At 59.2% G+C, this 14,884-nt stretch carries 11 protein-coding genes; 9 read left to right on the plus strand and 2 right to left on the minus strand.

The features are described 5' to 3' along the window. Nucleotides 1-9: 9 nt before the first annotated feature. On the minus strand, nt 10-3,093 hold the full coding sequence (locus HMPREF3175_RS05910; RefSeq protein WP_070491215.1) for a cytochrome P450: 3,084 nt from the start codon (nt 3,091-3,093) through the stop codon (nt 10-12). Nucleotides 3,094-3,207: 114 nt separating this feature from the next. Between HMPREF3175_RS05910 and HMPREF3175_RS05915 the strand changes: the two genes are divergently transcribed. Next, entirely contained in the window at nt 3,208-4,125 is a 918-nt protein-coding gene (locus HMPREF3175_RS05915) for a LysR family transcriptional regulator (protein ID WP_070491217.1), read from the plus strand. Between the two features lie 276 nt (nt 4,126-4,401). On the opposite strand, the gene HMPREF3175_RS05920 is transcribed toward HMPREF3175_RS05915, so the two are convergent. Next, complete coding sequence (locus HMPREF3175_RS05920) at nt 4,402-5,661, minus strand: IS256 family transposase (RefSeq protein ID WP_070491369.1); 1,260 nt, start codon at nt 5,659-5,661, stop codon at nt 4,402-4,404. 33 nt (nt 5,662-5,694) lie between these two features. Here HMPREF3175_RS05920 and cas3 point away from each other — a divergent pair, with 33 nt between their 5' ends. Genes cas3 through cas2e form a run of 8 tightly spaced genes read left to right on the plus strand, consistent with a single transcriptional unit; the run spans nt 5,695 to nt 14,727 of the window. Continuing rightward, complete coding sequence (cas3, locus tag HMPREF3175_RS05925) at nt 5,695-8,550, plus strand: CRISPR-associated helicase Cas3' (protein WP_176745139.1); 2,856 nt, start codon at nt 5,695-5,697, stop codon at nt 8,548-8,550. Beyond that, a complete protein-coding gene (gene casA, locus HMPREF3175_RS05930; RefSeq protein ID WP_035755859.1) occupies nt 8,543-10,192 on the plus strand; it encodes a type I-E CRISPR-associated protein Cse1/CasA in 1,650 nt (549 codons plus the stop codon). Before cas3 ends, casA begins: the two co-directional genes overlap by 8 nt. A gap of 2 nt (nt 10,193-10,194) precedes the next feature. Further along, nucleotides 10,195-10,812 carry a type I-E CRISPR-associated protein Cse2/CasB gene (gene casB / locus HMPREF3175_RS05935; protein ID WP_052048402.1) on the plus strand — a complete coding sequence of 206 codons (618 nt, stop codon included), beginning with the start codon at nt 10,195-10,197 and terminating at the stop codon, nt 10,810-10,812. A 22-nt stretch (nt 10,813-10,834) separates the two neighbouring features. Continuing rightward, a complete protein-coding gene (gene cas7e, locus HMPREF3175_RS05940) occupies nt 10,835-11,986 on the plus strand; it encodes a type I-E CRISPR-associated protein Cas7/Cse4/CasC (protein ID WP_070491221.1) in 1,152 nt (383 codons plus the stop codon). 2 nt (nt 11,987-11,988) lie between these two features. After that, entirely contained in the window at nt 11,989-12,759 is a 771-nt protein-coding gene (gene cas5e / locus HMPREF3175_RS05945) for a type I-E CRISPR-associated protein Cas5/CasD (RefSeq protein WP_070491223.1), read from the plus strand. After that, on the plus strand, nt 12,759-13,430 hold the full coding sequence (gene cas6e / locus HMPREF3175_RS05950) for a type I-E CRISPR-associated protein Cas6/Cse3/CasE (protein WP_052048400.1): 672 nt from the start codon (nt 12,759-12,761) through the stop codon (nt 13,428-13,430). The genes cas5e and cas6e overlap by 1 nt, the downstream gene beginning before the upstream one ends. Then, nucleotides 13,423-14,373 carry a type I-E CRISPR-associated endonuclease Cas1e gene (gene cas1e / locus HMPREF3175_RS05955; protein WP_070491224.1) on the plus strand — a complete coding sequence of 317 codons (951 nt, stop codon included), beginning with the start codon at nt 13,423-13,425 and terminating at the stop codon, nt 14,371-14,373. Before cas6e ends, cas1e begins: the two co-directional genes overlap by 8 nt. Before the next feature lie 3 nt (nt 14,374-14,376). Further along, nucleotides 14,377-14,727, plus strand: a complete 351-nt coding sequence (gene cas2e / locus HMPREF3175_RS09960) for a type I-E CRISPR-associated endoribonuclease Cas2e (RefSeq protein WP_083289450.1) — start codon at nt 14,377-14,379, stop codon at nt 14,725-14,727. Nucleotides 14,728-14,884: the final 157 nt, after the last annotated feature.

The raw sequence follows: 14,884 nt of genomic DNA on the forward strand, positions 1-14,884 counted from the left end.
AAGCGGAAACTAAGCGGCGAACTCTTTGTCCGCTGCACCAACTGTTGACAGAATTCCTTCTGCCCATTCACATGCGGCCTCGTCAGCTGGGATGAGTCCTCCAGCGTCGTGGCGCCCATATTCACCGAGGCGGGTTGCGCCCCTCGCTTCCATCGCTTCGGCAACGAGCTCGCTACCTCGCGAATAGGTTTTGGCGTAGCTGGAATCTCCCAGCCCGAAAACACCGAACCGTACGCCGCGCAGGTCTGGCCCCTCGCTCACGAGTTGTTCGTAGAACCCCTTGGCGGAAGCCGGCACTTCACCGTCGCCGTAGGTCGAGCAGATGACCATGTAGAAACGCTCGGCGCCTAGTTCTTCCGGCGCGATCTCGGCGAGGTTTTTGACCTCTAGGTCCGGTTGCGCGCCCAGGAACTCCCCTAACTCCTCAGCGATAAGCTCGGCGTTACCGGATTCAGTCCCGTACAGGATGCTGATCGGCTGGCTCACCGTTATGTCTGCTTCCGCTTCCGCGTGGACTGAAGCTTCAGCGGTGTCCAAGGACTCATCGCAGGCTGTCTCCAACAGCGCGTCCCAGGCCACGATCTTTTCGCGACAACGGCCTGCCCGCGCGGCCATCTTCTCTTTGAGGTCGATGCGCTTCCAGCCACGGAAATCGACCGCATCGTGGTCAGGTTCAACACCCGCCGCGCCGGTGGAGATGCGTCCCGCCGAAACCTCGGAGGCGATCTTGGTGGCGAGTTCTTGTGCCGCAACTCGCTGGTCCGGGATGGTTCCACGGCCGTTTGTCCTAACCCAGCCGATGGCGTAGACGTCCTGGGCGAGCTGGCCGTCGGCTGGGATCACTGCCGGAAGATGCGAAAGTCCATGGGAGCCGTACTCACGGTTCTCGAAGCCCACAGCCGTAATGACGGAATCGACATCCAGTGAAGCTACTGCCCCAGTGTGGTCCTCGATCTGGACGGCCTGAACGGCCTCACTACCTTCGAAGGCTAGCGGGGACGCACCGAAGTGCCAGTGAACCTCGATGGGGTGACCGCCAGCAGCGAGCGCTGCGCTGCCGTTCATGAGGTCGCGTAGCGCGTCGAGGCGGGCGTCCTTACCTTCCGGTGTTGCCGCCAGGTCGACACCGTGCAGTGTGTGGGTCATGCCCGGAACACGGGCGAGTTCCCGCACCATCACCGGGTCGAATTTCGCTTGATGCGCCGGGGAACGGCCGATGACGTGGATCCGTTGGATTCCCTCGCGCAGGTGACCGTGCACATCGTCCCGGACGTCACTGCCATGCAGTTCCTCGGTGCTCTTCCCGAGGAGGCGCAGAAGGTCGATCGCGACATTTCCTTGCCCGACCACAGCGACGGTAGAGCCCAGTTCCGGGAGAGTCGCGGCAGCTTCAGTGGTCTGGAACTCGTTCGGATGCCCGTTGAGTAGCCGCGTCACGCGGCCTGCCGTATAGACATGCTTCAGGTCAGCCCCTGGCAGGGCCAGCGCGCGGTCGTCGGCGGCACCAGTTGCAAGTACTACCGCATCGTAGTTTTCGCGTAGCTGGGTGAGGCCCTTATCCAGGTCGATACTCGTGTTACCGATGAAGCGTACGCGTTCGTTGCTGTAGACCTTGTCGAATTGCGCTTCCACGGTTTTGGTTCCCTGGTGATCCGCTGCAACACCGAAGCGCAGAAGACCATATGGAACGGGTAGCTTGTCGAATACGTCGACCTTGCTGCCGTCAACCGTGCGCAGAATCTCCTTTGCGGCGAAGCTGCCGGAAGGCCCGGAACCGATGATCGCGACCCGCGGCCCGTCCGCGTTGCCAGAACCGGCAGTAATGCCAGAGGAACCGTAGCCAAGGGTCCTAGCTACTGACTTCCAGGTCACCGGTAGGCTCAACATTCCACGGAAGACCCAACCCCCGGCCTCTGATGGCTTATCCGGGTGAAGGTCCAAGCCCTCGAGCGTGTTGAACAGCAGTGGTAACGCGACGTCGGCAATTTGCGAGCGGGCAGCCCAGCTACCTAGGCACACATGCACTCCCTTGCTGAAGGCGAGGTGCGGTTTAGCTTCCCTGTGGATATTGAATTTTTCGGGGCTGTCCCAGATGCTTTCGTCACGATTGGCAGAAAGCACGCAGATACCCAGGCGTGCCCCTTGCGGTAGAAAGGTTCCGTCGAGGACGGTGTCGCGGGTGACTTGCCGGGAATACATGCCGATGGGCGCGACCCAGCGGATGGTTTCTTCAAAGACTGTTGGCCACAACGCCTGGTTGGCCATAACGTCGGCACGCTGTTCGGGGTGCGTCATGAGAGCGTAGGCCGCTACACCGAGGGCGTCGCGGGGCTCGTTGAGGCCGCCGCCGATGGTCATTTTGATGTTGGCGCGGATCTGCTCGATCGGCATGCGATAGTCCGGGATGGACAGCAGACCTGAGATCAGTGAATTGTCACGGTTTTTCGCGTGGTAGGCCAGCATCTCCTCGAGCGCTTCATCGACCTCGTCGAACGAGCGTTTGCCGGCGGCCCATACGTCTGGGTCATCAGCGTAGTTACCCGTGGCATCAATCATTGTTTGGGACCAACGCTGAAGATCCTCTTGGGTTGCGTTGTAGAGGCCCATCATGTTCCGGAGGGCTTCCGATGCGAACGGGGCGGCGAAGTCCCAGACGAGGTCCGCGCCCGGACCCTTCTCAATCAGTTTGTGCAACTGTTTTTCTGCAATGTCGCGGTACATGCTGGCCCAGACGCGCCGCACATAGCCGGGTTTGAGCGTTGGCTGCCATGCGGCTCGCTCGATGTAGTGTTCCGGATCGTCCTTGCGCAGCATCGAGTGCCCCATCGCGCGGATCTGCAGCGACCCTTCTTCGTTGGCGGAGTAGGTTTCTTGGTCGTGCTCCGTTGCGCTGACAGCGCTGTAGGAGGTGATGAGGTAGCGGCCTACCGCGGGAACCCAATGCACCCCGCCTTCCGCGCGTAGCCGTTCATAGATGGGGAACGGGTCTTTGTAGAGCTCCGGGATGGTTACCCAGTCAGCTACTGGCGCTTCTTTTGCCCTTGAAGGAATACGCGATTGGGTGCTCGTGCTCGTTTCTTCCCGCGTAAGCATGGTCCACTCCTTAGTCCAAACCTTGCTGTGATGCATCTCACACACTTAGTGTGGACAATCAGGGAAAGAAGGAAAAGCGGATTATTCCGCTTATGAAAGAGGGAAAACCGAATTATGGCGTGGGAGCAGCCACCTGGCTTCACATTGCGGCAACTTTCGTACCTGCTGGCGGCGGCCCGACACGGGACCATCGCGGGCGCCGCATCGGAATTGCATGTTTCGCCTTCCGCGGTCTCGGACGCGATTACGCAGTTGGAGCGGATGTTCACGGTGCAACTGTGCGTCAGGAAACAGGCGCAGGGCTTGACCTTGACGACGGCGGGGAGGCATCTTGCGGCTCAGGCTAGGCCTTTGCTTGCTGCGGCCAAGGATATTGAGGCTCAAGCGAAAGCCCCGGAGGGTCAGCTCGCGGGACCGTTGACTATTGGCTGTTACCCGACGCTTGCGTCGAAGGTTTTGCCGGTTCTTTTGGATGAGTTCGGGGCGGCACACCCGTTTGTGACGCTCGAGATACGGGAAGATTCACAAGATCGCCTGTTTGCGCAGATGGAGGCAGGCGAGGTGGATGTGGTTTTCGCTTACGAGACGTTGGTGCCGGGGAAGCCACGCCGAGCCAAACTCATGGAGCGCCCCGCCTATGTGGTGCTTTCACCAGACCATCCGTTGGCTGCTGAGGATGCGGTGCGGCTCGAGCAACTGGCTGACTCGGACATGATCCTGCTTGATTCCCCACCGTCAAGAGAACACACGCTTTCGCTGTTTGCCGAGCGTGGGATTGAGCCGAAGGTCCACCACCGTACATCGAGCTTCGAAGTGGTCCGCACCCTCGTGGCTCGAGGGTTGGGCTACGGAATCCTCGTGCAGCGGCCAGAAAATAGCGCAAGCTATGAGGGTCTCCCCCTCACCACTAGAGAAATCGAACCTTCCGTAGCCCCTGTTGCGGTAGAAGTCGTTTGGCCGGCCACACACAAAACCTCAACGAAAGTCCAAGCCCTCGTCGACTTCTCCAAGGCACACACCTGGAACCTGTAGGTGTGGGTGGCGCGGCAGAGCGTGACCTGGTAGGCGCGCCAGGTCAAGGCCTGTTTTCAAACTGTCAGACCCCCACCGGATACTCAAAGCAGGTGAAGAACGTGGGCTATATTCCTCAATAAGCAGATCAATCTATAGGGGGCATAGGTGGACATCACAGATGTAGAGTCGCTGTGGGCTAAAGCGCGCCCTTATGCATCGAGTGACCTCGAGCCGCTCCAGACTCGGTCAAGCCCCTGGAAGTGGTGTAACTGAATGGTGATCCTTCGTGGGTGGTCAGGCGGGTAGTTGCATCAGGTCGTCGGTGCTCACCTCCGTCGGCGAGCTGGTGGCGGGGTCGGTGGTCAGGGTGAGTCGGCAGCGGCTGAGGACTTCGAGACCGAGGTAGCGGCGGCCTTCGGCCCATTCGTCGGTCTGCTCGGCCAGGACGGCGCCGACGAGGCGAACGATGGCATCCCGGTTCGGGAAGATCCCGACCACGTCGGTGCGGCGGCGGATCTCCCGGTTGAGACGTTCGGTGGGGTTGTTGGACCAGATCTGCCGCCACACATCGTCGGGGAACCCGGTGAAGGCGAGCAGGTCCTCACGGGCATCGCCGAGGTGGTCAGCAACCTCGGGCAGCCTGCTGTCGGTGTACTCCAGCAGGCGGTCGAACTGCTCGTGCACGGCCGATGCGGTGGGCTGGTCGTACACGCTGTGCAACATCGCCTTCACCGCCGGCCACATGGACTTGGGGCACACGGCCATGAGGTTGGCGGCGTAGTGGGTGCGGCAGCGCTGCCAGGCGGCCCCGGGCAGGTGTGCCGCGATCGCCTCCACCAGCCCGGCGTGGGCATCGGAGGTCACCAGCCGCACTCCGCCCAGGCCACGGGCCACCAGGTCGGCGAAGAAGGTGTTCCACGAGGCCTTCGTCTCGCTGGTGGCGACTTGCATGCCCAGGACCTCGCGGTGGCCGTCACCGTTGACGCCGGTGGCCAGCAGCACCGAGGCTTTGACGACCTGCTTGTTCTCGCGGACCTTGATCGCCAGCGCATCAGCGGTGACGAACGTGAACGGCCCGGCCTCGTCCAGACGTCGGTGGCGGAACGCGGCGACCTGCTCGTCGAGGTCGGCGGCCATGCGCGAGACCTGGGATTTCGACAGGGCGTGGATGCCGAGCGTCTTGACGAGCTTGTCCATCCGGCGGGTGGACACACCAGCGAGGTAGCAGTCCGCCACGACCGTGATCAGGGCGGACTCGGCCCGCTTGCGGCGCTCGAGCAGCCACTCCGGGAAATACGAGCCCTGGCGCAGCTTCGGGACGGCGACATCGATCGTGCCGACGCGGGTGTCCAGCGGGCGCTGGCGGTAGCCGTTGCGGCGATTCGTCCGCTGCTCGGAGCGGGCGTTCCATTCGGCCCCGCACACGCTGTCGGCGTCGGCGGAAAGCAGGGCGTTGATCATGGTCTGCAGCAGCTCGCGCATCAGATCCGGTGATGCATCGGCGAGGGCTTGGCCCAGCAGGCCGGCAGGGTCGACAATATGGGGTGCGGTCATCGTGATGACTCCGTTCGAGGATTCTTTGGAAGGTTGACTCGAAGGATCACGCGGTGGCCGCTCTACATCCGACAACGACACGAAGTCGGAGACGATCTCGGCCACCGCGTTACACCACTCTATGGGGCACTACTCCAGACTCTCTCAATTCGGCAGCACCTCGAAGACACCGCCGCCGTTGCCGGGCACATTTGGGATGAGTTCCTTGCCCCGCATCTTAAAGACATGCTTGCGGCTGAGCTTGGGGCCGATGATGTGGCCCGGACGTCATTCGTCTTCCTCGCCGGCGCGCATGATGTTGGGAAGGCGGCCCCGGCTTTCTCGGCGCAGCATCGCCGCGCAGCTGATCAAGCGCAGGCCGCAGGTTTCATCCACCCGCCACAGCTCGCCCCTGGCACGTTACTAACACCCCGGTTACGTCACGAAGTTATCTCCGGTGTGGCGTTGCGCGAGTGGCTACGGAACACGTTTGCAGTCAAGCGGCTCCCGATTGTGCATAGCTGGCTCGGCCCCGTTCTTGCGCACCACGGAGCGCCCGCATCCAAGGAACTATTCAACGCAGCCCTGCTCGACTCCTTGAGCCTCGGGGACCAAAAATGGGCCGATGCCCGTACCGCCCTACTTGACCATATGGATTTCGTGACCGGGTTCTCGGAAGTCATCAAAGCAGAACTGCCCGCTCTCCCCCGTCTGACCGCTCACGCGCAAACGATCCTTTCCGGAGCGGTCATCATGTCCGACTGGATCGCATCAAACGAGCATTATTTTCCCCTCGAATTTATCGAGGAAACCCAGCAACGCGCTCAAGACGGCTGGGGGTCACTAGCCCTGCCTGGGCCTTGGACATCATGGGATCACCCCGCCGATGCCGATGAACATCTCCGAGAGCGTTTCAAACTGGATGCTTCCGCCCAGGCCCGCCCGATGCAGTCGGCGGCCCGCGAGCTCGCTTCAGAGTCGCAAGAACCCGGACTGGTCATCATCGAAGCCGGCATGGGTGAAGGTAAGACCGAAGCCGCGCTCATGTGCGCAGAGATCCTTGCAAAGAAATTCGGCCACGGCGGTCTCTTTATTGGCTTGCCAACCCAGGCCTCCACCAACGCGATGTTTGAACGCGTCACCCATTGGCTCGAGCAGTTCCCACTCGAGGAAGGCCAAGCACCTCCCACTACCTTCCTGGCTCACGGAAAGCGGGACCTCAACGAGACATACCATTCCGCATATAAAGAGGCATGGCGCCGTTACTTTGGCCCTCATGTGGGAGATGAGTCAAACAAGAAACAGCGTCACAGCTCCGTTGTGGCCCACTCATGGCTGACAGACCGCCGCCGCGGCTTGCTGGCACCTTTCACTATCGGCACCATCGACCATGCGTTGATGCTGGCCCTCAAAATGCGTTTTGTGACCCTGCGCCATCTTGCGTTCGCAGGCAAAGTTGTTGTGCTGGACGAAGTTCACGCTGCAGACACCTATATGTCCCAGTTCCTCGAAGACGCACTCGACTGGCTCGGCGCGATGGGCGTTCCCGTGGTTATGCTCTCCGCAACCCTGCCAGCCAGCAGAAGGGAGGCGTTCATCCGCGCCTACCAGGGGCACACGAACCGGAACCAAGCGCCCCGGCAGCAGAGCCTCCCTGTCGAGGCTTATCCGCGCCTGACCTTGGCGGAACGTTCGGGCCGTGTTGTGGAGCGTTCCTCGGAAAGCACCGGCGTGGTTCGCGAGCTGACTGTAAGACGGCTAGGCAATACCCCGGCCGACCTCATCGAACTCATTAGGGTGAAAGGCCGCGACGGAGGCCGTGTTGCTGTCATCCGCAACACGGTGCGCGAAGTCCAAGAGACCTCAGAGTTACTGCGTGAAGCGTTCCCGGATGCTCACCACTACATTTCTCATGCTCGGTTCATGGGCAATGACCGTGCAGAGCGAGACAACGTGTTGCTGGAGCAATTCGGCAAGGGCGGTTCCGCACCCGAGGGTGAGCTAAGCATCGTTGTGGCAAGCCAGACCATTGAGCAGTCGCTGGACCTGGACTTTGACCTCATGATCACCGACCTCGCCCCGGTGGACTTGATACTGCAACGCTCGGGGCGTCTCCACCGCCATACACAACGGGACGCTATCCGCCCACCCCTGCTGCGTCAGGCTGAACTGTGGATCAGCGGAGTGGACTGGAATACAACTCCGTTCGCTCCATCGCGAGGTTCCGTTGCGGTTTACGGCGAGCACCTCCTGCTGCGTACAGCCCTGGCACTCGGCCTCGTCGACAAGAGCGAAGTCCAAGTACAAATCCCGGCAGACATCCCCGAGCTGGTCGACAACACATACGAAAAGCCTGTTCAGGCGCCCGCCGGCTGGGAGGATGCACTCGCCAAAGCTGAACAGAAGTTTCTTGAAGAAACGAAGGAGGCTCGCAGAAAACCTCAAGCGGCCCTGCTTCACGAACCTTCCACCATGAAAGACATTTTCGGGCTCGTTTCAGGTGGCTTGAGCGAAGACGGCACCGATGAACGGGTCTCGGTTGGTGTGCGGGATGCCGCAGACAATGTGGAAGTTCTGGTGGCTCAGATGATTGATGGCCAGCTGTGCATTCCTGCTTGGGTCGCCGAGCACGGAGGAACACCATTGCCGATTTACGAGGCACCTCCCGCTGACATCGCGCGTTTCCTCAAACGGTGCAGCCTCAACGTCACCGAACACATGCTCCATAAGACAAGCATTGATTCGTTCATCGAGCACCTGGAACGGACTTCTGAATTTGATTGGCAAGATTCACCCGAACTGCGTGGCGAACTCATACTTATTTTTAATGAAGATCTAACGTATTCAACAGATTGGTTCACCATGCACTATGACCCCACCTTCGGTTTGAAAGTGAATAAACATGACTGAAGCAACTTGTGAGCGACCCACGTTTTCGCTCATCAGCCAGCCGTGGATTCCATGCCTTGGAATGGACGGCGCCGTCAACGAGTACTCGCTTCTCGATGTGTTCAAGGAAGCGAAGAACCTCAAAGCGATCGCAGCGGAGCTACCGATCACCGACTTCGCTCTACTGCGCCTCTGCCTCTCGATCATCTACGCTACGCACCGTGGTCAAGTTCTGGATACCGAGCTCTGGGCTGACTGGTTCGAGGAAGGGCTTCCGGTCGACAATATCGAGCGCTACCTTGAAGAGCACTCAGAATACTTCGATCTGTTTCACCCAGAAACACCGTTCTTCCAGGTAGCAAACCTGCGTAACTCTAAAGACGAGCGTTTTGGTCTGGAACGCCTGATTCTGGATGTCCCCTCCGGCAAGCCCTACATGACCACGCGCATCGGAGCAGGCCTAGATTCGGTCTCCTACAGCGAAGGCGCCCGGGCCCTCGTCACGTTGCACGCCTTCGATATTGCCGGCATCAAAACCGGTGCCGTAGGTGACCCCCGGGTCAAAGGCGGTAAGGGCTACGGCATTGGGACTGGCTGGACTGGCCGGCTTGGAGGAATCTTCTTCGAAGGCGCCAATCTTCATGACACGTTGATGCTCAACCTGGTCGGAACTCACCCGAGCAGCGGCACTCGTTGGGCCAATGATGCGCCCGCGTGGGAGACCTTCCACTGGGATGCCGGTGATGCTCAGGCCGCAGAGAATCCAAGCCTTGAAGCCACAGGGCCACAAGCGCTGTACACATGGCAAAGCCGGCGCGTCCGCCTCTTCCCGGAGGACGGGGTCATCAAGCATGTGATCGTCGCTCAGGGAGACCCTCTAGCACCGCAAAACATGCTCGATCTTGAGCCTATGTCCGGCTGGCGCAACAGCCCCGCTCAGCAGAAAGCCCTCAAGAGCCCCACCCCCGTCTATATGCCTCGGGACCATGACCCTGCTCGAATGCTTTGGCGCAACGTAGGTACGTTGCTACCTGCTGGGCGAACCAACACCTCAGTAGAGGAACGATTTAGAACTTCGGTTAGCTCTGAGTGGCTCGGAGAGCTCTACCTCGATGAGATGCTCCCCCACGAATATCCGGTGCGCCTACACGGTGTTGGTCTTGTCTATGGGAGTCAGCAAGCAGTCGTTGACGAACTGTACGACGACGTTGTCAGCGGCCAACTGGCAACATTCGCGAGCACAAATCCACAGGTGCAGCAGGCGATTAGTAACGCCGTCGAAGCGTCCGAGCAGGCCGTTCTGGCGTTGCGTAATCTTGCGGCAAATATTGCCACCAGCCGGGGCCTTGATCTCGAGGGGCCACGCGAGGAAGCGAGCACCCTTGCTTATGCTGCACTCGACGCACCCTTCCGTGAATGGTTTTCCCGAGCCACCCCGGAGAACATCGTTGAGCTTCTTCCCGAGTGGGTCGAGCGGGCTCTCTCACTCATCCTGGCTATCGGTCTCGATATGACCTCCCGCGCCGTTTCGATTTCCTTTTTCGGCAGGGAGCATCAGGACCGCCGCTATAACGCCCCATTGTCTGAAGCCTGGTTCCGTTCCGCGTTGGCGAAAATTCGTAAATCTTTTATCCCCACCACACATACTGAAGAGAGGGCGTAAGCATGTCTACGGTTTCATCTGGAAGCCGCGGGACCACCGCGTCAGAGCTCGTTCGTTTCGTACTTCACCGCTCGCACGTCTTGGGCGAGGGCTACCGCTCTAATCGCGCAAGCGCAGTCGAAGCTATCGCGGTTCTCGCTCAGGCGGCAGGGCGTCCCATCGGTTCTTCTTTACAGGCGTTGAAATGGACCATCGACGAGGCCCCCTCCGGCTGGGTCAGCAACGATGGCCAAGCCTCCCGGGCTGAGTTGGCGGCTTATGCCACTCTGACTTTGTTTGCTGTTCATCACCGTTCCCGGAAGGATACCTCGCCTCACACCGATGCCGTGAAGTTCGGCCAGGCGGTGCGCCAGGCTGTTGATTCGGCCACCAATGGCACCGGTGTTGAACGCCGTTTTGAACAGCTCGGTGCAGCGACCTCCTGGGAACAGCTGCTAGGCCGACTCCGCTCCCTGATTCAACTGCTGAAACAAGACCGCCGCGCCTTCGACTATGGGCAGCTGGCTAAGGACCTTTTCGACTGGCAGTTCCCTGAACGTCGAAACACAGTGCGGCTCCGTTGGGGCCGTGACTTCTACAACCTTCCCTCATCAGCTTCTCTAAAGACTTCCGTTTCCTAATCCACTCAGAAAGGCCCATCCCATGACCCGCACCATTATCGACATCCACGCTTTGCAGACGGTCCCACCTTCTAACTTGAACCGTGATGAGACGGGATCTCCTAAGACGGCACTTTTTGGAGGCGTGACTCGTGCACGGGTTTCTAGCCAGGCTTGGAAACGTGCAACTCGCGTGATGTTCCGTGACATCGCAACTGACGATCTACTAGGTGTTCGAACCAAGAAGGTAGTGGCTCTTCTAGCTTCGAAGATGCTCGAAATCGATCCGGATATCGCTCAGGAGCAGGCTGAAGCGGCAGCCATCGAGATTGTGACAGCTGCCGGTATCAAAGTTGCTAAACCAAAGGGCCGCAAAGAGGAGGGAGAGAAGCTCGAAGAGACCGGTTACCTGATTTTCCTCTCCACGGCACAGGCAACGAACCTTGCGCAGCTTGGTGTGGATGCCCTCTCCTCGGGTGATGTTACGACCTTTGTGAAAGACCGCGAAAATAAGAAGAACATCCGTGCGGCCGCGGTCCAGGACGCGTCGGTGGATGTCTCGCTGTTCGGCCGGATGGTCGCGGACGATGCTTCCCTCAACATTGATGCGGCAGCTCAGGTTGCGCACGCTATCAGCGTCCACGACACCCCCACGGAAGCTGACTACTTCACAGCCGTAGATGATATCCGCGAAGCCGACGAGGATGGCGGTGAGGATGCCGGTGCGGCGATGATCGGCACCATCGAGTTCAACTCATCGACGCTGTACCGTTACGCGACTGTGGATGCGAACGCGCTTGCTGCCAACCTCGGTAATGTTGAGGCTACGCGTATTGGTGTCGAGGCTTTCGTGCGTGCGTTCTTAACCTCGATGCCTTCGGGAAAAATGAATACGTTCGCGAACCGTACCCTGCCTGAGGTGGTTGTGGTTCAAGTCCGTGATTCGCAGTCAGTCAACTTGGTGGGCGCGTTTGAAGAGCCCGTCCGCGGTACCCACATCAGCGATGTCGCTGCGGCTCGCTTGGCTGCGTGGTCGCTGAAGATCGACGAGAAGTACGGCACTACCCCAGTGAAGTCGTGGGTGATCAGCCTCAACGACGGCCTCAAGGAGTTGGACGAGCTAGGTGAGGCTACCTCGCTTGAAGGGCTCGTCACGGCCCTGGGTGGAACCGTCGAGAGCCGTCTGGAGGCTTAGACATGGTTTATTACACCCTCGTACTTGTCTTGCGGGGTCCGTTGCAGGCATGGGGTGCCCGAAGTAGATATAACCGAAGAGCAACACAACCTCAACCGACCAAGAGCGGTGTGGCTGGTTTGCTGGCTTCAGCGCTTGGTTATGAGCGCAGTGCTGATCTCTCTGAGTTCCGTGACCTTCGCTTCGGTACGCGGACAGATATTCCGGGCACTTTAACTGTGGACTTTCAAACCGCTAGGACCTTGGACCCAAAACCATCACGTATGCCCCTGACTCACCGTCACATGCTTGAGGATGCGGTATTTGTGGTCGGATTCGAATCTTCCGACCGGGAGTTGCTTGAGCGGTACGTCAAGGCCATCCAAGCACCTGTTTACCCTCTGTTCCTGGGGAGGCGGGCCCTTCCTCCTGCGGGCCCTATCCATGCGGATGTTTGTGAAGGCGGCCTCGAGGACGTTTTGAAGAGTTATCCGTGGCAAGCGTCTGATTACCAGGCGAAGCGGTTGGCGAATCTGCGGCGGAACGGTTCAGAACGCATCCATCTGACGTTCGAGTCGCGTCCGGGAGACGCTACTTTCGCTACCGCGGAAACGATTGCCGATAACCCTGTGAGCTTCTCGATGGAGCATCGCCAATACGATTTTCGGGCTATGTCGCATGACTATGTCCCGTTGTCTGCGATCACGACTCATGACAACGGCTCCGCGGATTCTGATGATGTTCATGATCCGATGGCATTGCTTGCTCCGGTAGATGACGAAGGGGTGTCTTGATGTCTATCACTCTGACCCGGGTTCCGCTGGATCTGACTCGTAGCGGTACGCGACGGAAACTTGCAAGCGAGCAGGTGATGCACGCCGTTATCGCCGCCGCAACGGATGCTGGGGTTGAACGTCGTGTTCTGTGGCGGATCGATGGAGAAGCTGCGCAACGTACGTTGTATGTCGTTTCGCCGGGTGTTCCTGATACGAGTCGCTTGTCGCAGGAACTGTTGGTAAACGAAGACGCGATTGAGTCGCGGGCCTATCAGCCGTTGTTGGATTCCTTGTCGAGTGGTCAAGAATTCCGTTTCCGTTTGCGCGCCAACCCGATCATTAATAAATACCGGGAAGGCCGGGATCAACGTTCTGCCCGTATCCCTCTTGTGGGGCTGGAGGCGCAGCTTGGCTGGCTTGAACGTCAAGCTGAGCGTCACGGTTTCCAGCTGGCGCGCTCACGGATGGGGCAGCCTGAAGTTCTGCTTCATGGTCAGGAGAACATGCAGTTCTCTAAGCAGAATGGGCGGCTTGTCACTATTCGTGCGGTGGTGTTCGAGGGGATTCTGAAGGTCACTGATGCGGAGCTTTTCAGGTCTGCGCTGGTTTCGGGTATTGGTCCTGCAAAGGCGTACGGCTGTGGCCTGCTCACGTTGGCGCCTGTGAGTGGTTTAAACAACGATGTCTAGGACGCCGCCGGGGTTCGTGCCGCCCGAGCTACCTCAGTTGGCTCGGGCGGCTGACAGGTTGACTTTCGTCTACCTGGAGCGGTGCCGTGTTCACCGTGATGATAATGCGATTACGGCGACGGATGAGCGCGGCACGGTTCATATCCCGGCGTCTACGCTTGGGACGCTGTTGCTGGGGCCGGGTACGACGGTGACGCATCAGGCGATGACGTTGCTTCACCAGTCGGGTGTTTGTGCTGTCTGGACGGGTGAAGAGGGTGTCCGTTATTACGGTCATGGGCGTCCTTTAGCGGAGTCTTCGCGGATGCTGGAGGCTCAGGCGAAGTTGTTCTCGACTACGCGGGGGCGACTCAAGGTAGCTAGGGCTATGTATCAGATGCGTTTCCCTGGCGAGGATGTTTCTGGGTTGACGTTGCAACAGTTGCGGGGGCGTGAGGGCGTTAGGATGCGCCGCGCATACCGTGCGGCTGCAGAGAAATATGGCATCCAGTGGTCTTCGCGTGAGTATGACCAGAATGATTTCGACAACTCTGACTCAGTAAACAAGGCTCTTTCCGCCGCGAATGCTGCTCTCTATGGTGTCGTGCATTCTGTAATTGTTGCTTTGGGGCTTTCGCCGGGCTTAGGTTTCGTGCATGCCGGCACGATCAGGGCGTTTGTTTACGATGTCGCAGACCTATACAAGGCTGACCTCGTGATTCCACTGGCTTTTCGCTTGGCCTCAGAACAACCGCCCGACATCTCTTCGGCAGCTAGACGTGGTTTACGGGACCTGATGGTTGATGGCCAGTTCCTTAAACGTTGTGTTCAAGACATCCGAGGTCTTCTCATGGACGAGTCGGAGCAGGAAATGAGCGAAGACGAGACCACGGAAGTGACGCTGAAGCTTTGGGGTGGTTTTGGACCGGAGGTTGCCGCAAAGAGAAATTATGGGGGCACGTAACAGTTGCTTGTCCTAGTTCTATCAGCGGTGCCTGCTGGGCTTCGGGGGCATGTGACTCGGTGGTTATTAGAGATTTCTCCTGGCGTTTTTGTTGGGAGTGTTTCCCGGAGGGTGCGCGAGGCTCTTTGGGAGGAGGTTCGGGGTTCTGTCCGTTCTGGGCGGGCGATCCTGGTTTGGCAATCGAATAGTGAACAAGGTCTTGAGTTTTTGATTCACGGGCATCATTGGGAGCCTGTGGATTTTGATGGGATAACGCTCATGATGCGCCCGCACCAGCCTTCCGCGAACTCGGCCAGGGTTGGCTCTAGCAACGCGTCGAAATGGCGCCGCTACGGACGCAGATCAAACAGATGACTTTCGGCTGTTGTCCAAAGTGAATCTTTTGACCACAATAAGGTACATTGACCCCAATGGGATCCAAGTGAGTTCCCCGCGCCTGCGGGGATGATCCGTGGAGCCGGCCGATCCCGAGGTTCAGGTCTACGAGTTCCCCGCGCCTGCGGGGATGATC

Source organism: Arthrobacter sp. HMSC08H08 (genome assembly GCF_001807575.1).
GTDB classification, from domain to species: Bacteria; Actinomycetota; Actinomycetes; order Actinomycetales; family Micrococcaceae; genus Pseudoglutamicibacter; species Pseudoglutamicibacter albus.

Excerpts from the sequence above, each read along its gene's own strand:
- HMPREF3175_RS05920 (WP_070491369.1), bottom strand. The coding sequence starts at position 5,661 with ATGACCGCACCCCATATTGTCGACCCTGCCGGCCTGCTGGGCCAAGCC.
- casA (WP_035755859.1), top strand. The coding sequence starts at position 8,543 with ATGACTGAAGCAACTTGTGAGCGACCCACGTTTTCGCTCATCAGCCAG.
- HMPREF3175_RS05910 (WP_070491215.1), bottom strand. The coding sequence starts at position 3,093 with ATGCTTACGCGGGAAGAAACGAGCACGAGCACCCAATCGCGTATTCCT.
- cas5e (WP_070491223.1), top strand. The coding sequence starts at position 11,989 with ATGGTTTATTACACCCTCGTACTTGTCTTGCGGGGTCCGTTGCAGGCA.
- cas6e (WP_052048400.1), top strand. The coding sequence starts at position 12,759 with ATGTCTATCACTCTGACCCGGGTTCCGCTGGATCTGACTCGTAGCGGT.
- casB (WP_052048402.1), top strand. The coding sequence starts at position 10,195 with ATGTCTACGGTTTCATCTGGAAGCCGCGGGACCACCGCGTCAGAGCTC.
- cas1e (WP_070491224.1), top strand. The coding sequence starts at position 13,423 with ATGTCTAGGACGCCGCCGGGGTTCGTGCCGCCCGAGCTACCTCAGTTG.
- HMPREF3175_RS05915 (WP_070491217.1), top strand. The coding sequence starts at position 3,208 with ATGGCGTGGGAGCAGCCACCTGGCTTCACATTGCGGCAACTTTCGTAC.
- cas7e (WP_070491221.1), top strand. The coding sequence starts at position 10,835 with ATGACCCGCACCATTATCGACATCCACGCTTTGCAGACGGTCCCACCT.